The 21,420-nt window shown below is 73.4% G+C and carries 15 protein-coding genes; 3 read left to right on the top strand and 12 right to left on the bottom strand.

What is annotated here, in order from left to right:
- Positions 1–38: 38 nt before the first annotated feature.
- From H297_RS0129750 to H297_RS43840, 3 genes are all read right to left on the bottom strand, one after another.
- Positions 39–1,877 carry an LCP family protein gene (locus H297_RS0129750; RefSeq protein ID WP_027740029.1) on the bottom strand — a complete coding sequence of 613 codons (1,839 nt, stop codon included), beginning with the start codon at positions 1,875–1,877 and terminating at the stop codon, positions 39–41.
- Positions 1,874–2,509, bottom strand: coding sequence for a nicotinate-nucleotide adenylyltransferase (nadD, locus tag H297_RS0129745; RefSeq protein WP_027740028.1), 636 nt, complete (start codon positions 2,507–2,509; stop codon positions 1,874–1,876). The genes H297_RS0129750 and nadD overlap by 4 nt, the downstream gene beginning before the upstream one ends.
- Before the next feature lie 63 nt (positions 2,510–2,572).
- A complete protein-coding gene (locus H297_RS43840; protein WP_037795722.1) occupies positions 2,573–2,740 on the bottom strand; it encodes a hypothetical protein in 168 nt (55 codons plus the stop codon).
- A 263-nt stretch (positions 2,741–3,003) separates the two neighbouring features.
- Here H297_RS43840 and H297_RS0129735 point away from each other — a divergent pair, with 263 nt between their 5' ends.
- The gene (locus H297_RS0129735) at positions 3,004–4,155 is read left to right on the top strand and encodes a M48 family metallopeptidase (protein ID WP_027740027.1); all 1,152 of its coding nucleotides are present in this window, start codon (positions 3,004–3,006) and stop codon (positions 4,153–4,155) included.
- 48 nt (positions 4,156–4,203) lie between these two features.
- Here the strand turns inward: H297_RS0129735 and H297_RS0129730 are convergent, their stop codons facing one another.
- The 5 genes from H297_RS0129730 to proB form a co-directional block, all read right to left on the bottom strand.
- Positions 4,204–5,460 (bottom strand): SCO2583 family membrane protein, encoded by a 1,257-nt coding sequence (locus tag H297_RS0129730; RefSeq protein ID WP_027740026.1) that lies wholly within the window; start codon positions 5,458–5,460, stop codon positions 4,204–4,206.
- Positions 5,461–5,658: 198 nt separating this feature from the next.
- Positions 5,659–6,366, bottom strand: a complete 708-nt coding sequence (locus H297_RS0129725; RefSeq protein WP_027740025.1) for an SCO2584 family spore wall biosynthesis protein — start codon at positions 6,364–6,366, stop codon at positions 5,659–5,661.
- Between the two features lie 95 nt (positions 6,367–6,461).
- Entirely contained in the window at positions 6,462–7,790 is a 1,329-nt protein-coding gene (locus H297_RS0129720) for a glutamate-5-semialdehyde dehydrogenase (RefSeq protein WP_486589722.1), read from the bottom strand.
- Positions 7,791–7,871: 81 nt separating this feature from the next.
- The gene (locus tag H297_RS0129715) at positions 7,872–8,294 is read right to left on the bottom strand and encodes a hypothetical protein (RefSeq protein ID WP_027740023.1); all 423 of its coding nucleotides are present in this window, start codon (positions 8,292–8,294) and stop codon (positions 7,872–7,874) included.
- Positions 8,295–8,511: 217 nt separating this feature from the next.
- Complete coding sequence (gene proB / locus H297_RS0129710; protein WP_027740022.1) at positions 8,512–9,600, bottom strand: glutamate 5-kinase; 1,089 nt, start codon at positions 9,598–9,600, stop codon at positions 8,512–8,514.
- Positions 9,601–10,326: 726 nt separating this feature from the next.
- Here proB and H297_RS0129705 point away from each other — a divergent pair.
- Positions 10,327–12,426 (top strand): hypothetical protein, encoded by a 2,100-nt coding sequence (locus H297_RS0129705; protein WP_027740021.1) that lies wholly within the window; start codon positions 10,327–10,329, stop codon positions 12,424–12,426.
- A 415-nt stretch (positions 12,427–12,841) separates the two neighbouring features.
- Positions 12,842–14,095, top strand: a complete 1,254-nt coding sequence (locus H297_RS0129700; RefSeq protein ID WP_051352287.1) for a phospholipase D-like domain-containing protein — start codon at positions 12,842–12,844, stop codon at positions 14,093–14,095.
- A gap of 84 nt (positions 14,096–14,179) precedes the next feature.
- Here the strand turns inward: H297_RS0129700 and obgE are convergent, their stop codons facing one another.
- The 4 genes from obgE to H297_RS0129680 form a co-directional block, all read right to left on the bottom strand.
- Entirely contained in the window at positions 14,180–15,631 is a 1,452-nt protein-coding gene (gene obgE, locus H297_RS0129695; RefSeq protein ID WP_027740019.1) for a GTPase ObgE, read from the bottom strand.
- A gap of 146 nt (positions 15,632–15,777) precedes the next feature.
- Positions 15,778–16,035: a 50S ribosomal protein L27 gene (gene rpmA / locus H297_RS0129690; RefSeq protein WP_027740018.1), complete on the bottom strand. Its 258-nt coding sequence runs from the start codon at positions 16,033–16,035 to the stop codon at positions 15,778–15,780.
- Positions 16,036–16,048: 13 nt separating this feature from the next.
- Positions 16,049–16,372 (bottom strand): 50S ribosomal protein L21, encoded by a 324-nt coding sequence (rplU, locus tag H297_RS0129685; protein WP_027740017.1) that lies wholly within the window; start codon positions 16,370–16,372, stop codon positions 16,049–16,051.
- A 238-nt stretch (positions 16,373–16,610) separates the two neighbouring features.
- Positions 16,611–21,197, bottom strand: coding sequence for a ribonuclease E/G (locus H297_RS0129680; protein ID WP_027740016.1), 4,587 nt, complete (start codon positions 21,195–21,197; stop codon positions 16,611–16,613).
- Positions 21,198–21,420 lie beyond the last annotated feature (223 nt).

The following is a 21,420-nucleotide window of genomic DNA, read 5'->3' as shown; positions in this document are numbered from 1 at the left end:
ATGTCGTATTCCAGGATCTCACGCCCGCGCGCCGGGACTCAGCCCCTGTAGTCGGCGCCCAGCACGACCGTGACGTCCGCGTTCGCGGCGCCCTCGGCCTTGCGGACGGCGCTGCCGGACAGCCCCAGGGTCTTGGCGATCTGCTGGGCCTTGTCCTTGTCGGCCGCCTTCGCGTACGTGACCAGCGAGGCGGTGCGGGCGGCGCCGTTCCCGCCCTTGACGACGGTGTAGCCGCCGTTGACCAGCGCGACGGAGGCCGTGTTGTCCAGCCCCCGCCTGCCGGTGGCGTTCTTCAGGCTCACCCGGGGCGCGGCGTGGGGGTCGGAGTTCTTGACGGTGCCGCCGAGGACCTTCGCGACGATCTTGTCGCCGGCCTGCTCACCGAGGGTGCCGTTCGCCTGCACGGGCAGTACCTGGGTGCGGTAGTCGCCCTTCTTGGCGTGCGCGGCCAGCTTCGCGAGGGAGGGGCCGAGCTCGGACTCGGAGAGCGAGGGGTCGGGGATCTGGCCGAGCGACTCGACGGTCCTGGTGGCGCCCCGCGGCTCGGCGGAGATCTTTCCGAGGACCGCGCGCATGACCTGGCCGAAGCGGGCGAGCTGCTTGCCCTGCGGTTCGCCCTGACCGCGGTAGGTGGCGTAGGCGACGGCGGCCCGCCCGTCCAGGTTCTGCGCCGTACCCCGCTCGACCAGCGTGGAGGAGCCCTTCTTCGCGCCGGGCACGGCGGTGTCCGTGTCGAGGGAGATGCCGCCGACGAGTTCGACGAGCTTCTCCAGGAAGGGCGTGTCCAGCCGCCAGGTGCCCTTGATGTCGGAGCCGAGCAGCGTGTTCAGGGCGTCCCGGGTGGGGCCGGCGCCCTGGTCGTCGACGGAACGGCCCAGCGTGGTGGTCGTCCCGTCCTCCGTGGTGACGGCCAGCGCGTTCGGCAGCAGCAGGGTGGTGCCCTGGCCGGTACCGGCGTTGTCGACGAGCAGCGCGGTGGAGCTGGCACCGCTCTCCTCGCGCAGATGGACGACGACGACGTCACGGTGCTGACCCGCCGCGGTCGCGTTCTTGGCGTCGTCGCCACCGCCGGTACCCGGGAGCATGCCCGCGTACCAGAGGTAGCCGACGCCGCCCGCCAGAACGAGCGCCAGCGCGACGACGAGCGCCACGGTCCGGTTGCGTCCGCGCCGCTTGGCCTCCTCGCGCCGCTCCGTACGGGACTCGGTGAACTTGAGCCAGTCGATGACGTCCTCGGAATCGTCGCTCGTCTCCTCGACGAACGCGAACTCCTCGGTGCGGTACTCCTCCTGTTGTGCGGAGGACGACTCCTGCGGATGCGGCCCCGGCCGGGCCTGCGGGCCGTGCTGCGCCTGTCGCCCGGGCTGGGACGGTGCCTGCTGCTGCGCCGGGTGCGGAGCCTGCTGCGGCTGCTGCTGTCCGTACGGGTCGTAGGCGCCGGAGCCGTGTCCGTACCCGTACCCCTCCGCCGGGTCACCCGGCCGCCCCGGGTGGCCGCCGTACGTCGCGTGGCCCGCCTGCTGGGCGCCCTCGGAGCGGCCGAAGGCACCGTAGGAGTTGTCGGCACCGGGGGAGCCGCCGTCGACGCCGTAGGGGCCGGTCTCGTACGGGGCACCCGAGTCGTACGGGCCGTTGCCGCCGTAGGAGCCGCCTCCGGCGTAAGCGCCCCCTTCGCCGTAGGGGGAGCCGCTCCCGTCGTAGGTGCCGCCTTGGCCGTAGGTGCCGTCGGCGGGCGTGCCGTAGCCGCTCCCGCCGCCTCCCCGGGGACCGTAGGAGTCCTGCCGCCGGTACACGGGCCTGCCGTACTCGTCGTAGCCGATGATCTCGGGCTGTGGTCCGTGCGGGTCGGACGGGCCGTATCCGTAACCGTCGCTCACGCTCGCGACTCCTCCCCTGGGCCGCTCCGGTACAGCGCACGTTTGCTGATGTACCGCACCACGCCGTCGGGGACGAGATACCAGACAGGGTCGCCGCGTTCCACCCGGGCGCGGCAGTCGGTGGAGGAAATGGCCAGCGCCGGCACCTCCACGAGGGAGACGCCGCCCTGGGGCAGGCCGGGGTCGGCCAGTGCGTGCCCCGGACGGGTGACACCGATGAAGTGGGCCAGCGAGAACAGCTCTTCGGTGTTGCGCCAACTGAGGATCTGTGAAAGGGCGTCGGCGCCGGTGATGAAGAACAGGTCCGTGTCGGGGTTGGCCCCGGCGAGTTCACGCAGCGTGTCGATGGTGTAGGTCCTGCCGCCGCGGTCGATGTCGATGCGGCTGACGGAGAACTGCGGGTTCGACGCCGTCGCGATGACCGTCATCAGATAGCGGTCCTCGGCGGGCGAGACCTGCTTGTGGCTCTTCTGCCACGGCTGCCCGGCGGGGACGAACACGACCTCGTCGAGGTGGAACCGCGCGGCCACCTCGCTGGCGGCCACCAGGTGGCCGTGGTGGATGGGGTCGAAGGTGCCACCCATCACGCCGAGCCGCCGCTTACCGGTACCCGGCACTATGTGCTCTCCCATGCGGGCCGACCCTACCTGTGCCGATCCGACAGACCGCGTGCGGACGCCCGCGCCGGGGCCCGCTCAGCGGTCCCGGTTGAAGCGGGTGGTGATCCACAGCAGCAGGAAGAGCGCGAAGAGCGCGCCCCCGCCCGTCAGGTACGGGCTGAGGCTCTCGTGCCGCGCGCTCTCCCCGTGCTCGCCGGCGGCGAGGGTCAGCAGGGCGTCGTGTGCGGTGCTGGGCAGCGTCATCGTCGGCAGAACCTATCCCGTGAGGCGCGGACAGTGGGCGGCGCGTTCCGGTACCGCCCGGCGCGGCGCACCGCGTGACGGCACAGGAACTGTGCAGCCACATCGTAAGCGGCCGCCTGTCGGCACCTCACGCCGACTCAGCCCAGACGGGCGGAGCCCTCGGGGCGCGGCGGCGAGGGGAGGCGGGCGGGACGCAACGGGAAGGCCTCGCTCCGCGTCCCACCCTCTAGTGTGGACAGCCCAGTCGAGGAGGGGGAAACACCATGACAGACGGCACTGGCGGTACGGAGCGCCTGCCGGGCCGCGAGAGGCGGCGCTTTCCGGGGATCTCGTCCCGGGCGTACGAGCACCCGACCGATCGCTCGGCGCTCGTCTCGCTGCGCAAGCTGAGCGGCTTCGACACGGTCGTCAAGGCGCTCAGCGGGCTGCTGCCGGAGCGCAGCATGCGGCTGCTGTACCTCTCGGACTCGGTGCGGGTCAGCGACCAGCAGTTCGCCCACCTCAACGCGATGCTGCGGGACGCCTGTTACATCCTGGACCTGGAGAAGGTCCCGCCGATGTACGTGACGCAGGACCCGAAGCCCAACGCGATGTGCGTGGGCATGGACGAGCCCGTGATCGTGCTGACCACCGGCCTGGTCGAACTTCTCGACGAGGAGGAGATGCGGGCGGTCGTCGGCCACGAGGTCGGGCACGCGCTCTCCGGTCACGCCGTCTACCGGACGATCCTGCTGTTCCTCTCGGACCTGGCCATCAAGATCGCCTGGATCCCGCTGGGCAGCGTCGCGGTACGGGCGCTGGTGGTCGCGCTGCGCGAGTGGTTCCGCAAGTCGGAGCTGTCGGCCGACCGCGCCGGGCTGCTGGTCGGGCAGGATCTGCAGGCGTCCATGCGGGGCCTGATGAAGCTGGCGGGCGGCAACCACCTGCACGAGATGAACGTGGACGCCTTCCTCGCGCAGGCCGACGAGTACGAGGCCGGCGGCGACGTGCGCGACTCCGTCCTCAAGGTCATGAACGTGCTGCCCCGCAGCCACCCCTTCACCACCGTGCGGGCCGCGGAGCTGAAGAAGTGGGCTCACACCCGCGACTTCCAGCGGATCATGGACGGCCACTACCCGCGGCGCGACGAGGACCGGGAGGCGTCCGTACGCGACTCCTTCCGCGAGTCCGCCTCGCACTACTCGGAGTCGGTGCGCAACAGCAAGGATCCGCTGATGGGCATCGTCCGGGACATCGCGGGCGGCGTCGGGGACGTGGGCGGCCGGCTGCGCGACACCTTCACGGGCCGCGGCTCGGGCGGCGGCCAGGGCGAGGCGAACGGCGGATCGAACGGCGGACCGGCCAACGGACCGTCCGGCAGCGGGGACGGGGGCTCGGACGGCACCGGCCCGCGGGGCGGCTCCGACGCGGGCTAGTTCCCCGCGGGGCCCGGATCACGGCCGTGCACCGCGACGGCCGACGTGTCAGCTTCCGGCGCGGTAGGGGTGATCCGGGTCGGGCTGGGCGCTGGGCGCCAGCAGCCCGCACATCGAGTCGGTGGACCGGCCCCGCGCATAGGGGTCGGTCCCCGCCTTTCCGGCGTCCTTGGCCCTCTCCCCCGCCAGCAGCGGCGCCAGGCTGTCGGAGGGGTCCTCCCCGCAGTTCATGGGGCCCGCGCGCATCGAGACCTGGCGCAGTGCGACATGGTGGTCGTGCAGGTCGCCGCGCTCGAAGTGGAAGCGCACCTCCCGCCGCACGGAGAACAGCGACGCGTCGTCGACGGCCTTGCCCTCCTCGTCAGCGTTGCCAGCGTCGACGCCCTTGTCGGCGTTGTCACCCTTGTCGGCGTTGTCGGCGTTGTCGGGGTTGTCGGGGTTGCCGCCCTCGCCGTCCCCACCGTTCTTGCCACCGTCGGCGCCCTTGCCGTCCTCGGCGGTGTCGGGGGGCCGTACGGCGTAGACGAAGACGTGATCGGCCGTGACCTCCAGGGCGTTGGCCGAGACCTCCTGGACGGTGAGCGTGCCGCGGACCCGCACCTGGTCGCTGGCCAGCGCGGCCTTCTCCGGGTCGAAGCGCACCATCCAGGCGGTGGCGGCGTGCCGGCCGTCGTTGCGCGGCTCACGCACGCTCCGGTCGAACTGCCGCTGCTGCCGGACGCCCAGCAGCATCCGGACCGGCCGCTCCGCGCCCCGGAGCACCTGCGGGTCCACGGAGCTGCGCACGATGTAATCCTTGGCCCCCACCAGGGCGGCCTGCACCTGACTCTGCGAGAAGTGGGCGCTGCTCCGGACGGAGGACGGCAACGTCACTCCATCGGCCCCTTTGCCGAAGCCCGCGGCCGGGCTGCCCTCGAACAGATCGGCGGGGCTCGCCCCCGGGACCGGGTCGAGGGGCGCCAGCGGCATCAGCTCGCTGTGCATGGGCTCCGCCTCCGGTTTGGTGGGCGAGCGGTAGGGGTTCCGTATGCCCATGTAGATCGCGGTACCGAAGGCGAGGGCGATCAGCAGCACCAGTATCAGGCCCTGCCGGGAGAAGCTCAGTCCCGTTCTGGTGTCCCGTTCGGACTCCGAGCGGGTGCGGACGGCGGCGTGCTCCTCGTCCTCCAGCCGTTCGGCCGCGGAGAACTCCTGGAGCCGCGCAGCCTTGATGAACGACTCGTCGAACACCAGCGACCGGTATTCGTCGTCGCCGCCGGGAGCCCCTTCGGGCGTGCCGTCAGGAGGTTCCACTCGCCCTGCCATGACACCAGGGTAGGACCGTGCGGGAAGAGGCGAACGGCGCGGTCCCGGACAACTTGCCGGACGGCGGATGCTTTGTTTCCCTGTGCTTTTCCCCGCTTCCGGCCACCGCCTGCGCGGCTCGGGCCGGGCGGGGTGGGCGGCGCCGCGGAGCTGCGGCTGCCGGGGCTCGACCGCCCGGCGGAACGCGCCCGTCAGGGCTCAGCCGCCGGGCGGCTCGGCGGTGGCAGTGGGCAGCGCACCCGGCTCGGCCGACTCCACGCCGGTGCTGGCCGGCGGTGGCGCGGGCTCCTGGCGCTGGCTGGAGCCGCCCCGGTAGACGGCGGAGAAGGCGAGGGCGACCACACCGATCCCCATCACCACCGCGAGCACCCAGGCGACCGGGCGCTGCCAGGCGCGGTGGCCACGGTAGGGGCGCGGGACGCCGTCGTGCGCCGCGTAGGGGCCGTAGGCGCCGTGCGCGTACCCGAAGTCGGCGCCGTGCTCGTACGCGTCCAGGTCCGGCGGCAGCCCGCCGGGTCCGCCGTACGCGCCGCGGCGGCCGAAGCGGTCGTAGCGGTCGTAGCGGTCGAGGTCCTCCGCCTCGGCGTCCGGGTCGTCCTCGAAGAGGTCGTCCTCGTCGGGGTCGTCATAGGGGAACTCCCCCTTGCCCCGGCGGTACCCGAAGGGGTCGTCGGCAACGCGCGGGCCGTCCGGATCGGCATGCTCGGTGTGCTCGGTGTGCTCCGCGTGCGACTGAGCAGCCGCCGCGCGTACCCGCTCCACCGCGCTCGGCTCGTGCACCCGCGCGGCACGCACGAAATCCTCGTCGAGCACCACGGAGGCGAACTCGTCGTCCGCTGCCCCGCGGTCGCGGTAGTCGGGCTCCTCGCCGTCCGGGAACGGCTGGCCCCCCACGTCGTCCGGCACGCCGTCCAGCGTAGACCTATGCGGTCAATTTGGGCAGGGCGAGCGGGAATCGGGCGGGAGAACCCCGGATGCCCCGCCCCGTTCCCGGCGCTCCGTCAGCGGCGGATGTGACCGTCGCCGGTGACCACGTACTTGGTCGAGGTGAGCTCGGGCAGGCCCATGGGCCCGCGCGCGTGCAGCTTCTGGGTGGAGATGCCGATCTCGGCGCCGAAGCCGAACTGCGAACCGTCGGTGAACCGGGTGGAGGCGTTGACCATGACGGCTGCGGAGTCCACCAGCGCCGTGAAGCGGCGCGCTGCCGCGGTGTCGGCCGTGACGATCGCCTCGGTGTGGCCCGAGGACCAGGTGCGGATGTGCTCCACGGCGGCGTCCAGCGAGGGGACGACGGCTGCCGCGATGTCGTAGGAGAGGTACTCCTGCGCCCAGTCCTCGTCACCCGCCGGCAGTACCGTCCGGCCACCCGCCTGCTGCCAGGCGGCGTCGCCGTGCACCGTGACGCCCGCACCGGCCAGCGCCTCCAGCGCGCGCGGCACGAACGCGTCGGCGATCCCCTCGTGCACCAGCACGGTCTCGGCGGCGTTGCAGACGCTGGGGCGCTGGGCCTTGGAGTTGACCAGGACCGCCAGCGCGGTCTCCAGGTCGGCGTGCTCGTCGACGTAGACGTGGCAGTTGCCGGTGCCGGTCTCGATCACGGGCACCGTGGACTGTTCCACCACGGTCCTGATCAGCGAGGCGCCGCCGCGCGGGATGAGCACGTCCACCAGACCGCGGGCGCGCATCAGCGCGGTGACGCTCTCGCGGCCCTGTCCGGGGACGAGCTGTACGACATCCGCAGCCAGCCCCGCCTCGGTCACTGCGTCGCGCAGGACGGCCACCAGCGCCGCGTTGGAGGCGTGCGCCGAGGAGGAGCCCCGCAGCAGCACGGCGTTGCCCGACTTCAGACAGAGCGCGGCAGCGTCGACGGTGACGTTGGGGCGGGCCTCGTAGATGATCCCGACGACACCGAGGGGGACGCGGACCTGTCGCAGCTCCACCCCGTTCGGCAGGGTCGAACCGCGCAGGACCTCGCCCACCGGGTCGGGCAGCGCGGTCACGTCGCGGACGTCCGAGGCGATGGCCGCGATCCGCTCCGGGGTGAGGGTGAGCCGGTCGACGACGGACTCGGCGGTGCCGGCGGCGCGCGCCGCGGCGACGTCGTCAGCGTTGGCCGCGACGATCTCGCCGGTACGCGCCACGAGCGCGTCGGCGACGGCGGCCAGCGCCGCGTCACGGGTGGTGCGGGGCGCCGGGGCGAGGGCCGCGGCTGCCGTACGCGCCCGGCGGGCCGCCGCCAGGACGGGGCTGTCCACGGCCGGGGCGGCGGCGTCGGTACCGGACGCGCCGGCCTCGGCCGCGCTGGTCTGGGGTGCGCTCATGGCGCGCATGGTAGCCGGGGCCGACCTCGGGCCGCCCCGCCGTCTCACGACCGCCGGATCCGGGGAACCAGGCGGCTCCGGGGGCCCCGGTCAGAACGGGTGGACGCCCATCGGGCTGGCAGGTGGCGGACCGTACCCCTCGGCGACGCGCTGACGGTAGGTCTCGCGGCCGATCACCTCCAGACCGACGATCTCCCACGGCGGCAGCTTGGCCGAGGAGCGGTGCTCGCCCCACAGGCGCAGCGCCACGGCGGCCGCGTCGTGCAGGTCGTCGGCCTCCTCCCAGTAGCGGATCTCGGCGTGATCGTTGGCGTAGCGGCTGGTGAGCAGGAACGGGTGGTCGTGGGCGAGCTGCTCAAGAGCGCGCCGCACCTCGGCCAGCGGCGCCTCCCGGCCGGCGACGCTGAGCGTGATGTGCCAGAGCCGGGAGCCGATCCGCTCCGCGGACTGGGGAATGACTCGTTCTGCCGGCTGGGGAGCAGGCGCCGTGTCGACGCTGGCCAGTCGCCTCACCGGGGGCCTCCTGGAGTGGTGCTGGTGTGTGCGGCGAGGAGGGCGTGTGCACGTGCGGGTGCACGTGCCGCGCGCACCGCCCGCGTCAAAGTTGACCAGTCCGCGAGGCCGCGTGGGGCCGTTTTGCGGAAGGTGTCCATGGAAAGGCTGGACTTTTTCCCTCTCTCCTTCGGGTACCGCACCGCTCACCTGTACGGATGCGCTGGGTACGAGCTGGTCAGGGCCGCAGCACCACCAGGTCGTCGCGGTGCACGACCTCCCGCTCGTAGGCCGGACCCAGCTCCCTGGCCAGCTCCCGGGTGGAGCGGCCCAGCAGCCGGGGCAGCTCTTTCGCGTCGAAGTTCACCAGTCCCCGCGCGACGGCCCGCCCCTGGACGTCCCGCAGCTCCACCGGGTCACCGGCCGAGAAGTCGCCCTCCACCCCGGCGATGCCCGCGGGCAGCAGCGAGAGCCGCCGGTCCACGACGGCCCGTACGGCCCCCTCGTCCAGAGTGAGCGCCCCGGTGGGGGCCGAGGCGTGCGCGAGCCACAGCAGCCGCCCCGCCGCGCGTCGCCCCGTCGGATGGAACCAGGTGCCGGTCTCGCGCCCCGCCAAGGCGTCCGCCGCGTGCACGGCCGAGGTCAGCACCACGGGCACCCCGGCGCCGGCCGCGATCCCGGCGGCCTCCACCTTGGTGACCATCCCCCCGGTGCCCACGCCCGCGCTGCCCGCACTGCCGATGTCGAGCCCCGCCAGCTCGTCCGGGCCGCGCACCTCGGCGATGCGGCGGGTGCCCGGGGTCGCCGGGTTGCCGTCGTAGAGCCCGTCCACGTCGGAGAGGAGGACCAGCAGGTCGGCGCGGACCAGGTGGGCCACCAGCGCGGCCAGCCGGTCGTTGTCGCCGAACCGGATCTCGTCGGTGGCCACCGTGTCGTTCTCGTTGACGACGGGCACGGTGCCCATGGTCAGGAGCTGGTCGAGGGTGCGGTAGGCGTTGCGGTAGTGGGCGCGGCGGCTGGTGTCGTCGGAGGTCAGCAGCACCTGGCCGACCCGGCGGCCGTAGCGCGCGAAGGACGCGGTGTAGCGGGCCACCAGCAGTCCCTGGCCGACGCTGGCGGCCGCCTGCTGGCGGGCCAGGTCACGGGGGCGCTTGCCCAGGCCCAGCGGGGCGAGCCCGGCGGCGATGGCACCGGAGGAGACCAGCACGACCTCGCAGTCCTGCCGCTGCGCGTGCTGGGCGAGAGCGTCGACGAGGGCGTCCACCCGGTCGGCGTCCAGCCCGCCCGCGGCGGTGGTCAGCGAGGAGGAGCCCACCTTGACGACCACCCGCCGCGCCCGCCTGACCGCCTCACGGTGAGAGCCGCTGTGCGGGTGGGCCGGCCCGTCGGAGGCGTCGGGCGCGCCGGTGTGCGGGAGGGCCGCGCCGCCGGGCTCGCGGGGCGCGCTTCCGCGCGGTCCGGCCGCGTCACCGGTCTGCCCCGGCCCGCTGCCACGCCCGTCGTCCGTGCTGTCCCTGTTACCTGCCACGTCCGTACGTACCCCTCGCACCCGTGCCGCCCGGCCCGCCTCCGGGCCACGGCTCGTTCCTGGCCGCCACGGCACGTCTGTGTACCGTCACGGCGCGTCCTTGTGCCACGGCTCCCCGGCGCCGGCCCGGCGCGTTCCGGTGCCGTCGCGGTGTGTCCGGGCCGCCGCGCACGCCTCGGCCCGCGACGCTGCGTGACCGTGTCACGGTGGAGCGCCACAGGCGCCGAGCGCGACAGTGGGCGCCCCCGCGCCCGGGGACCGCGGATCCTCGCCGCAATCTACGTCAGCGCTGGTCCGGGGCGCTCCTCCGTTTCGCGCAACGGACGGCTGCGGATGGTTACCTTTGACCAGGTAAGCACGCATCCGGGGCTGTCGAAGATTGTCACTTGACCCACGGGCGTCATACGGTCAGTGGTCGACTCTGGCCACCCGCACCGGCCACTCGTCCGACCTCATCCGTCCTCGTCCGACCTCGTCCATCGAGGTGCCCTCGAACCCTCGATCTCCATGCCAGGAGCCCAGCCCGTGCCCTCTGCCGGTCTCTCCACACGACGCGCCGTGCAGCTCGCGGCGCTGCTCGCGCTGGCGGTGTTCTACACCGCGCAGCTCGCGGGTGCGCTGCTTCCCAACGTGCCCGTCTTCGTCACCGCCTCCCTGGCGGGCCTCGCTCTCGATCTGTACCTGACACACCAGCAGCCGGGGCTGCTGGCGCTGCTGGGAAAGGTCCGATTCGACGTCACCACGCGGCAGTTGCTCCGCGACATGCTGATCGTCATCGGGCTGGTCCGGATCCCCGACGTGCCGCCCGACATAGAGCGCCCGCTCACGCTGCTGCTGCTGATCGCCTACGCGGCGCACTTCCTGTGCCAGGCGGTGGCCCAGCTCGTACGCCGGACCCGCACCCTGCCGGTCGTCACCCGCAACATCGACGCCTCGGCGCTCCGCCTGACCGACGCGCCCTCCCGGCTGCTGGCCCGGCAGCCCAGCCGCCGGCTGCTGCGCTTCTCCGTCCCCGGCACACTCGGGCTGATGCTCAGCGCTGCCCTCTCCCAGCAGGAGTGGGGCCTGGTCGGGGTGAGCTGCAGCTTCCTGCTGTCGCTGGGCAGCGCCGTGTATCTGGGCACCTGGCTGCTGCCCAAGAAGCGCTCCCGCAGCGAGCAGGAGGTCATGGCCTGGCTCGACAAGTGGCTGGCCGCGTACCAGCCGACGGTGGGCATGTACTTCTCCGGCGGCACGACCAGTGCCTACCAGGCGAACATGTGGCTGAGCACCCTGGCCGAGCTGGAGGGGCGGCCGCTGATCGTGCTCCGCGAACGGTTCATGGTGCAGAAGATCGAGGCGACCGACATCCCGATCGTGTGCATCCCCAAGGTCGCCCACCTCATGCACCTGGAGCACTCCACGCTGAAGGTGCTGCTGCACCCGGCGAACTCCGGCAAGACGTCCCAGGTGCTGCGCATCCCCACCCTCAAGCACGCCTTCATCAACCACGGCGAGTCCGACAAGCTCTCCTCCTGCAACCCGTACGCCAAGGCCTACGACCAGGTGTGGGTGGCCGGTGAGGCGGCGCGCGAGCGGTACGCGCTCGCGGAGGTGGGCGTGGACGACAGGGACGTGGTCGAGGTCGGCCGCCCCCAGCTCAGCCCCATCGAGCACGCCGAGGCACGCGCCACGACCTCCCCGGACGGCTGGACGACGGTGCTGTACGCCCCCACCTGGGAGGGCTGGGACGGCAACCCGGGCAACACCTCCGTGGTGCTCGCCGGCGAGAACATCGTCCGCCACCTGCTCGCCGACCCGAGGGTGCGGCTGCTGTACAAGCCGCACCCGATGACCGGCTCGGTCGACCCGCGCGCGGGCGCCGCGGACCAGCGCATCCGCGCCATGATCACGCAGGCCAACGCGGAGCGCGCCGACACCGGCCGGCGCGACCCGCAGGCCGCCGCCGAACTGGAGCGCCGCACCGTCGCGCTGGACGCGGTCACCACGGCCGCGTTCCGCTCCAGCGCGGACGAGATGGAGCGCATGAAGGTCCAGGGCACCCCGCAGGAGGGCAACGCGGAGCGGGTGCGCGAGGCGACCGAGGCGTGGGAGGCGGCCTACTGGGCGTCCTTCCCGGTGGCGGAGCACCAGATCGTCACCGGCCCGCGTCCGGCCATCTTCACCTGCTTCAACCAGGCGGACCTGCTGATCTCGGACGTCTCCTCGGTCGTCTCGGACTACCTCAGCAGCGAGAAGCCGTACGCCGTGGCCAACACCAGCGGGATGACCGAGGACGAGTTCCGCCACACCTTCCCGACGGTGCGGGCCGGCACGGTGCTCACCCCGGAGGCGGAGCAGATCCCGGCCCTGCTGGAGTCGGTGCGCGACCCGGCCAAGGACGCCCTGGTGCGGGCGCGCAAGGAGCTCAAGACGCACCTGCTGGGCCCCTCCGACCCGCCGTCGCTCGCCCGGTTCAACGCGGCCGCGCTGGAGCTGGCCGCCGAGGCGGAGGCCCGCAACGCGCGGGTCGCTCGGCGCACTGCCGAGATCCCCGGCCAGCGGGAGGCGGAGGAGGCCGCCGAGGAGGCGGAGTCGGAGGCGCCGAGCGCCCCGGCCGACCCGGAGGACGTGGTCTCGACGTAGGACGCTGACCTGCGCGAACGCCGCGACGGCCGCAAGGCGCCCGCGGGCGTCACCCGTTCGGGCGGCGCGTGCGGCGCACACCGGCGCACAGGAGCGCAGAACGGTGCAGGGCCCCGGGAGGATTCGCCTCCCGGGGCCCTTCCGTATATCTGCGTCACACCAGCCCCAGGCATAACGGATGACACCGGGACCCGCTGGGACCGGGCGCCACTCGTCCCTAGCCTCGCTGGCGACGCGGTCGTACCGGTCGCCTCGGCGTGCCGGTGGGAGCCGCGCGGCCGTACCGGCGGCAACCACACGGCGCACCGGTCACGTCCGTACCGCCCGGTCGCCCCGGCACTCAGGTCATGTCCGCATCCCGGCCATGGCCGTACCGCCAGGACGCGGCCCGCACCGTCCGCCAGGAGGGACCCCTTTGTCACGTTCGAGAGCCGCCGCACCACCCCTCGCCCTGCTGCTCGGCGCGCAGCTCGCCCTTGCCGCTCCCCCACCGGCCGCGGCGGCCACCGCCCCGGGCACGGGGCCGGTCTTCAACCGGCCGAACGGCACCGCGGCCCAGCAACGCGCCATCCGCAGCGACCTGCTGGCCCGGATCAAGGCCGCCGCACCGCGCTCCACCATCAAGGTCGCGCTCTACCACTTCTGGGACGCGGAGATCGCCCGCGCGCTGGCCACGGCGCACACCGCGAAGAAGCGCCGCGTCGACGTGCGGGTCGTCCTCGACGAGTCCAGCGTCAGCTCCATGCCCTCCAGCACGTCCTACGCCATCCTGCGCAAGGCGCTGGGCACCGACCGGACGAAACGGTCCTTCGTCCGGCTCTGCCCCAAGAACCGGTCCTGCCTGGGGGCTTCGGGCGCGGGCAACTCCATCGCGCACAACAAGTTCTGGCTCTTCTCCCACTCGGGCGGTTTACGGAACGTCGTGGTGCAGACGTCGTCGAACCTGTCGACCGGCAGCTACACCAAGTTCTGGAACGACGCGATGGTCGTCTCCCAGCGCGGCATCCACAGCGCCTACAGCCGCTACTTCGACAAGCTCGCCGCGGCGGACCGGAGCTCCTGGCGCTACACCCGCACCAACGCCTCGCCCTACACCGGCTACTTCTTCCCCCGCCCGCGGGGCGGCGACACCGTGACCGGCATCCTGGACAACGTCACCTGCCGGTGGAACGACGCCACGGGAAGCCACCGCACCCGGGTGCGGCTCGCCATGTTCAAGCTGACCCGCCAGGGCGTCGCCGACAAGCTCGCCTCGCTCCAACGGCAGGGCTGCGACGTGCAGATCGTCTACGCCCAGACCGACAGCAAGGACAGCACCGGCTCGCCCGGCACATGGGAGGCCCTGCACACCTCCGCGGGACCGGACGTGCGGTGTCTGCACTACGACGACGACGGCGACCCCGAAACCTCCCGCGAGGTCGTCCACTCCAAGACGCTGGCGGTCTCGGGCCGGTACGCCGGAGCCACCCGCGCGCTCGTGTGGACCGGCAGTCACAACTACTCGGGCCCGGCCCTCACCAAGAACGACGAGACCCTGCTGAAGGTGGACAGCGGCCCCGTCCACGCCGCCTACCTGGACCGCTTCCGTGCCCTCCGGGCCTCCGCCGTGCCCGGCTCCCACGACGACACCCCGCTGTGCAAGGGGGTGAGCCCGCAGCCGGAGGCGTGAGGACCGACGGTGACGCCGCCGCTGTTCTCCGGCCGCCAGCGGTGCGGGACACCGGCGGCGGCGTACGTGCGAGAGGCGGGTGCCTCACCCCTCGAAGGGGTCGAAGTCCTGGTAGTCGCCCAGAGCCCCGTCCCTCTCGGCGCGTTCGGCCTCGTGGTCGCGGCGGCGTTGGGCGGCGGGGCGGGGCGCGTCGAAGCGCTGGTCCTCGCCGCGCCGTCCGAGCATCTCGGCGCCGGTGACCATGGTGGGCTCCCAGTCGAAGACGACGGCGTCGTCCTCGGGACCGATGGCGACACCGTCGCCCTCGTGGGCGCCCGCCTTGAGGAGTTCCTCCTCGACGCCGAGGCGGGCGAGGCGGTCGGCGAGGTAGCCGACGGCCTCGTCGTTGTTGAAGTCGGTCTGCCGCACCCAGCGCTCGGGCTTCTCGCCGCGCACCCGGAACATGCCGTCCTCGATCCGGGTCACGGTGAAGCCCGCGTCGTCCACCGCCTTGGGGCGGATGACGACCCGGGCCGCCTCGGGCGCCGGACGGGCGGCCCGGGCCTCCTCTACCCGGCGGGCCAGCGCGTACGACAGCTCCTTGAGGCCCTGCCGGGAGACGGCCGAGACCTCGACGACGGGCAGGCCGCGGGCCTCCAGGTCGGGCCGGATGATGTCGGCCAGGTCCTGGCCCTCGGGGATGTCCGTCTTGTTGAGGACGACGACGCGCGGCCGGTCCTCCAGCCCGCCGTAGCGGGCGAGTTCGGACTCGATCACGTCCATGTCGCTGACCGGGTCGCGGCCGGTCTCCAGCGTGGCGCAGTCGAGCACGTGCACAAGGACGGAACACCGCTCCACGTGGCGCAGGAAGTCCAGGCCGAGGCCCTTGCCCTCGCTGGCGCCCGGGATCAGCCCGGGCACGTCCGCCATGGTGTAGACGGTCGAGCCCGCGGTGACGACCCCGAGGTTGGGCACCAGGGTGGTGAACGGGTAGTCGGCGATCTTCGGCTTGGCCGCGGACAGCACGGAGATCAGTGAGGACTTGCCCGCGCTCGGGTAGCCGACGAGCGCCACGTCCGCGACGGTCTTCAGCTCCAGCACCACGTCCCGCGTCTCGCCGGGCTCGCCCAGCAGCGCGAAGCCGGGTGCCTTGCGGCGGGCGGAGGCCAGCGCGGCGTTGCCGAGCCCGCCACGGCCTCCCTGGCCGACGACGAAGCTGGTACCGGCGCCGACCATGTCGGCCAGCACCTCGCCGGCGCGGTCGAGGACGACGGTGCCCTCGGGCACGGGCAGCACCAGGCTCCGGCCGTCCTGCCCTGAGCGGTGCCCGCCTTCGCCGGGCCTGCCGTTGGTGGCCTTGCGGTGCGGGCTGTGGTGGTAGTCCAGCAGCGTGGTCACGTCCGGGTCGACGACGAAGACGACGTCGCCGCCGCGGCCGCCGTTGCCGCCGTCGGGCCCGCCGAGCGGCTTGAACTTCTCCCGGTGCACGGAGGCGCAGCCGTGCCCACCGTTACCCGCGGCGACGTGCAGCTCGACGCGGTCCACGAAGGTGGTCATTGAGGGTGCCTCCCGGCGTGCTCGGAGAAGGGGTGGTGCTCTCTCGTATTCGAACGCACCGAGGGCGGACCCGCTTCCCGTCCGTACCTCGTACGAACGAAAGGAGGAGGTCCGCCCTCGGAGTGTCCGCTGCGCCGTCCGGGCTCCTACTGAGCGGCCGGGACGACGTTGACGACCTTGCGGCCGCGGTGGGTGCCGAACTGCACCGCACCGGCGTCCAGCGCGAACAGGGTGTCGTCGCCGCCGCGGCCGACGCCCTTGCCCGGGTGGAAGTGGGTGCCACGCTGGCGGACCAGGATCTCACCCGCGTTGACGACCTGACCGCCGAAGCGCTTCACGCCGAGGTACTGCGGGTTGGAGTCGCGACCGTTCCGGGTGGACGATGCGCCCTTCTTGTGTGCCATCTCTCCTCAGTCCTTACTTCTTGGCCGGGGCGGGGATGTCGGTGACCTTCAGCGCGGTGTGGAGCTGGCGGTGGCCGATGCGCTTCTTGTACCCGGTCTTGTTCTTGTACTTCTGGATCCGGATCTTGTCGCCCTTGTGGTGGTCGACGACCTCGGCCGTGACCTTGACCCCGTCCAGCACCCACGGGTCGCTGGTGACCGCGTCACCGTCGACGACGAGCAGGGTCGAGAGCTCGACGGTGTCGCCGGCCTTGCTGGTGGAAATACGGTCAACCTCGATGACGTCGCCCACAGAGACCTTCTGCTGGCGCCCGCCGGTGCGCACGATCGCGTACACGCGGAACTCTCTCTCGCTCGAAACGGAGCCCCTGATGCCAGCCGCTCACCGTCCGCGCGGGGCGCGGAGCTGATCCGGAAGGACGGAGCGGCCTCTCCCCACGGAGGGGAGGGAGGTGCTCAGGAGCAGCGTGCCTTTCACAGGACACGCCGACGGTCAAGGGTACCCCATACGGGTCCTCGCCCCGGACCGCCCGAGGGTGGGGCACAGGTCGCCCCCGCCCCACCCCGGTGGCGGCTCAGTCCTCCGAAGCCTCCGCCGCCGGTGCCGACACCGAGGGCGTGCCCTCCTGCTCGGCGGCGGCGGTCTTCTTGGCGGCGGACTTCTTCGCCGTCGCCTTCTTCGCCGTGGTGGCCGTCTTCTTCGCCGCGGTCTTCTTGGCGGCGGTCTTCTTGGCCGCCGTCTTCTTCTCGGCCGCGGTCTCGGAGGTGGCCGAGGCCGTCTTCTTGGCCGCCGTCTTCTTCGTGGCGGTCTTCTTGGCGCTCTTGGCGGCCTTGCCCGCCGTCTTCCTGGCGGTCTTCTTCGCCGCCGGCTCCTCCGGCTCGGGCTCGCCGGCCTCCTCGGCCTCCTGCGCGGAGGTGGCGGAGGTGACCGTACGCGTCACCCTGCGGCGGGGCCGGGCCGGTGCGGCGCCGGTGACGACCTCGCCGCCGGCCACCGGCTCGGTGGCGGCCGCGGGCGCGGCAGGCTCCTCCGCGGTGACGACCGTCACCGCAGCGGTGTCGTCAGCCGTGCGCGGCGAACCTGCGGGGGCACCCGCCCTCCGCGTCGCCCTCCGACGGGACCAGGACGGCGCGGCAGCCGGCTCGGCGACAGCCGAGGACTCCGCGACAGCCGCAGGACCGGCGGCGGACGGCTCCGCGGCAGCCGTCTCGACCGGCTCGGCCACCGGCTCCGCGGGGGCCGGCGCGACCACCTCGGCGGCCTCGCTCGCCGCACTGGCCGGCGAACCGGCAGGGGCCCCGGCCTTCCGGTTGCCCCGGCGCCGGTTACGCCCGCGGGAGCCGGAGGCCGCAGCCTCCGCCTCGGCAGCGCTGCTGTACAGGTCGTCGTCCGGAACGAACTCCACCGGCGCGGGCGCCGGCGTCAGCTCGGCCGACTCGGCCGCCGCGTCGGCGGGCTCCACAGCGGCAGCCGCGGGAGCCGTCGCAGGTGAGGACTCCGACTCCGCGGGCTGCTGGGACCGCCGGCCACGGCCGCCGCCCCTGGGCGCCTCCTGCGCCCCGGACTTCGCGCCCTTCGCAGCCTCCTCGGCCTTGGACTCCTTCGGCTCCTTGGCCTGGGCGGCGTCCTTGGGCTCCGCCTTCGCTTCGGCCTTGCCCTTGCCCTTCTTGCCCTTCTTGCCGCCGCCGGCACCGGCCGCGACGGTGGCCTGGTCCAGGTGCACGATGACGCCGCGCCCGTTGCAGTGGACGCAGGGCTCGGAGAATGCCTCCAACAGCCCCTGCCCGACCCTCTTGCGGGTCATCTGGACGAGGCCCAGCGAGGTGACCTCCGCCACCTGGTGCTTGGTGCGGTCCCGGCCCAGACACTCCAGCAGGCGGCGCAGCACCAGATCGCGGTTGGACTCCAGGACCATGTCGATGAAGTCGATCACGATGATCCCGCCGAGGTCGCGCAGCCGCAGCTGGCGCACGATCTCCTCGGCCGCCTCCAGGTTGTTCCTGGTGACGGTCTCCTCCAGGTTGCCGCCCTGGCCGGTGAACTTGCCGGTGTTGACGTCGACGACGATCATCGCCTCGGTCCGGTCGATCACCAGCGATCCGCCGCTGGGCAGCCACACCTTGCGGTCCAGCGCCTTGGCCAACTGCTCGTCGATGCGGTACGTGGCGAACACGTCGACGTCCGAGTTCCACTTCTGGAGCCGGTCGGACAGGTCGGGGGCCACGTGCGAGACGTAGCCGTGGATGGTGTCCCACGCCTCGTCGCCGCTGACGATGACCTTGGAGAAGTCCTCGTTGAAGATGTCCCGCACCACGCGGACGGTCATGTCCGGCTCGCCGTACAGCAGCGTGGGCGCGTTGCCCTTCTGGGACTTCCTGCGGATGTCCTCCCACTGCGCCTGCAGCCGCTCGACGTCACGGCGCAGCTCGTCCTCGCTGGCGCCCTCGGCGGCCGTACGGACGATCACGCCGGCGTCCTCGGGGACGACCTTCTTGAGGATCTGCTTGAGCCGGGAGCGCTCGGTGTCCGGCAGCTTGCGGCTGATGCCCGTCATCGAGCCCTCGGGCACGTAGACGAGATACCGGCCGGGAAGGGAGACCTGGCTGGTCAGCCGGGCACCCTTGTGACCGATCGGGTCCTTGGTGACCTGCACCAGCACCGACTGGCCCGACTTGAGTGCCGTCTCGATACGCCGCGGGCCGTTCGCCATGCCCAGCGCCTCGAAGTTGACCTCGCCCGCGTACAGCACGGCGTTGCGGCCCTTGCCGATGTCGACGAAGGCGGCCTCCATCGACGGCAGGACGTTCTGCACCTTGCCCAGATAGACGTTGCCGACGTAGCTGGTCGACTGCTCCTTGTTGACGAAGTGCTCCACCAGCACGTCGTCCTCCAGGACGCCGATCTGGGTGCGCTCGCCGCTCTGCCGGACGATCATCTCGCGCTTGACGGCCTCGCGGCGGGCGAGGAACTCCGCCTCGGTGATGATCGGCACCCGGCGGCGGCCCTGCTCCCGTCCCTCGCGGCGGCGCTGCTTCTTGGCCTCCAGCCGCGTGGAGCCCTTGATGGCCTGCACCTCGTCGGTGGGCGAAGCGGACTCGCCGTCCTTCTTCTTGCGGGGCTCACGGACCTTGACGACCGTGCGCTCGGGATCGTCCGAGGTCGCCTCGCCGGCCCGCTCCTCCGCCGTGTCCCCGGACCGGCGGCGACGGCGGCGGCGACGGCGCGAGCTGCTCGTGGAGCCACCCGACGCGGAGCCGCTCTCCTCGTCGTCGGTCTCGGCGGAGTCCGCCCCGGCGGCCTCCGCGCCCTCGCCCTGCTCGGCGGACTCGGCGCCCGCTTCGGCCTCCCCGGCCTCCGCGCCCTCGCTCTGCTCGGAGCTCTCGCCCCGGCGGCGGCGACGGCCACCCCGGCGACGACGCCGGGCGGGACGGTCGCCCTGCTGCGCGTTCTCGGCTCCGTCCTCGGCGTCCTCGGCGTCCTCGGCGTCTTCGGTGTTTTCGGCGTTCTCGGCGTTCTCGCCCGCGGGCTCGTCGTCCGACTCGGCCCGGTCGGCGGCACGCTCGTCGCGGGAGGGCTGCTCGGTGGTGTCGGGACGGCGGCGGCGACGGCGCGAGGTGTCCGCGGTCTCCTCCGTCTCCGGCTCCGGCTCCTCCTCCGGCGCCACCTCGCCGCGGCGCTCCGCCTCGGCTGCCGCTGCGGCGGTCTGCGGGGTCTGGAAGGCCGGCTCGGTGAAGACCGGCGCCTGGAAGACCGTCATGGGCGGGACGGGCCGCTTCTGGGAGCCGCCCTGCTCCTCCGGCCCACCGGTGCCCCCGGCCCGGCGGCGGCTCCTGGGCGCGTTCTTCGGCGGTGCGGCGAAGCCGCGCGCGACCTTCGCACCGGAGTCCTGCTGATCGGCCTCGCCGGACGCGGCGCCGGCCTCGTCCTTCGCGGCGCCGCTGCGGTCGGCGTCGGCCGTCTGCCCGGCCGCTGCCTCGGAGGTGGCGGCCTCGGGGGCGGCGGCCGTCTTGCGCGTGGCACGCCGACGGGTGCGGCCGCCGGACGCGGACTCGCCGGCAGCCGCCTCGGCGGAAGCCGGGACCTGTGCCTCGGTGCCGGCCGTCTCCGCAGACGTCTCGGCCTCCGCCCGGACACCGGTCTGCGCCGGCTCCTCGGTGCGGGACGCGGCTGACGTACGGGTCGCACGGCGGCGGGTGCGGGCGGCCTTGCCGGTCTCCGCCTGGGCCTCGCCCTCGTCGGCCGGGGCCGACTCGTCGGAGCGGTCGGCCCCCGCCGCGTCGGCGGCGGGCGCGGAGGTGTCGCGGGTGGCGCGGCGACGGCTGCGGGCACGCCCCGCGGGCTGCTCGGCGGGGGCCTGCTCGGCAGCGCCGGTGGCGGCCTCACCCGGCGTCGCGGCGTCCGCCTGCTCGGCGTCACTGGTCTCGCGGGTCTCAAGGGTCTCGGGGGCCGGGGCGGCGGCCTTGCGGCTGGTGGCCCGGCGGCGGGTCCGCGCCTTCGGCTCCTGCTCGGGCTGCCCCGTCGCGGAAGTCTCCTCCGCGCTCGCGGCCTGCTCCGCGGGGGACGGGGAGCCGGCCGGAGCCGTCGCCTTGCGGGCGGCCCGGCGACGGGTCGTACGGGTCTTCGGCTCCTCCGCGGCGTCCGAGGCAGGCGGCTGAGCGGCAGCGGCCTCTGCGGAACTCTGCGCGGCCGCGGGCTGCCCCGCGTCGGCGGCCGGAGCACCCGCGGGCTGGTCAGCGGCCTCGGCGGGCGGCGGGGAGCCGGCCGGAGCCGTCGCCTTGCGGGTGGCCCGGCGACGGGTACGGGCGGCAGTGGCCGGGGCGGCCTCGGTGGGCGCCTCGGCGGGGCTGTCGGCGTTGCGGTCGCCGGTGCCGGGCGAGGGCTGCGGGGCGTCGGCCGCGCTGTCCCGTACGGACACGGTCCCGGGCTCGGCGGCGGTCGCCTCCGCGGCGGCCGGCGGACCGGCGGGGCGGCTGGCGGCGCGGCGCCGACGGCGGGGCGGCAGGGTGTCGCTGGGCGAGCTCTGCGTACTGCCGGCCGGCTGCGGCGCCTCGGTGGCCCCGCCGCCTGCGGTGCCCCCGCTCTCGGCAACGGAGCCGCCGGAAGCGGCGGTGCCCGGGGCGGTTGCTGCCTCTGCCTCGGTGGATTCAGTTGGTTCGAGCATGCGGGCGGTTCTCCCGTCACGCTCCCGGGCGCCGCGCTCGTTCGATCCGGGGCGGCCCGCCGTCGGGCGGGGCGCCCTCCGGGGCGCGGGCGCCGCACGGGAGCTTGTTGTCTCACTCGCCGGTTCCGGCCCTTGTCCGGCCCGGCTACGGCGAAAGTCTGCTGGTCTGTGCGCCGGCCTGCCGGGCGGCGGCCCGGGTGGCTCCCTGGCGTGCTCCGGCGGC

It is taken from the genome of Streptomyces sp. CNT360 (genome assembly GCF_000424785.1).
Note: the sequence above shows the minus strand (reverse complement) of the source record. Positions and strands in the feature narration are given on the sequence as shown.

Coding starts and splice junctions, on each gene's coding strand:
- H297_RS0129720 (WP_486589722.1), bottom strand. CDS start 7,790: ATGCGCGCCATGAGCGCACCCCAGACCAGCGCGGCCGAGGCCGGCGCG.
- H297_RS0129730 (WP_027740026.1), bottom strand. CDS start 5,460: ATGGCAGGGCGAGTGGAACCTCCTGACGGCACGCCCGAAGGGGCTCCC.
- H297_RS43840 (WP_037795722.1), bottom strand. CDS start 2,740: ATGACGCTGCCCAGCACCGCACACGACGCCCTGCTGACCCTCGCCGCC.
- nadD (WP_027740028.1), bottom strand. CDS start 2,509: ATGGGAGAGCACATAGTGCCGGGTACCGGTAAGCGGCGGCTCGGCGTG.
- H297_RS0129735 (WP_027740027.1), top strand. CDS start 3,004: ATGACAGACGGCACTGGCGGTACGGAGCGCCTGCCGGGCCGCGAGAGG.
- obgE (WP_027740019.1), bottom strand. CDS start 15,631: ATGACCACCTTCGTGGACCGCGTCGAGCTGCACGTCGCCGCGGGTAAC.
- H297_RS0129680 (WP_027740016.1), bottom strand. CDS start 21,197: ATGCTCGAACCAACTGAATCCACCGAGGCAGAGGCAGCAACCGCCCCG.
- rpmA (WP_027740018.1), bottom strand. CDS start 16,035: ATGGCACACAAGAAGGGCGCATCGTCCACCCGGAACGGTCGCGACTCC.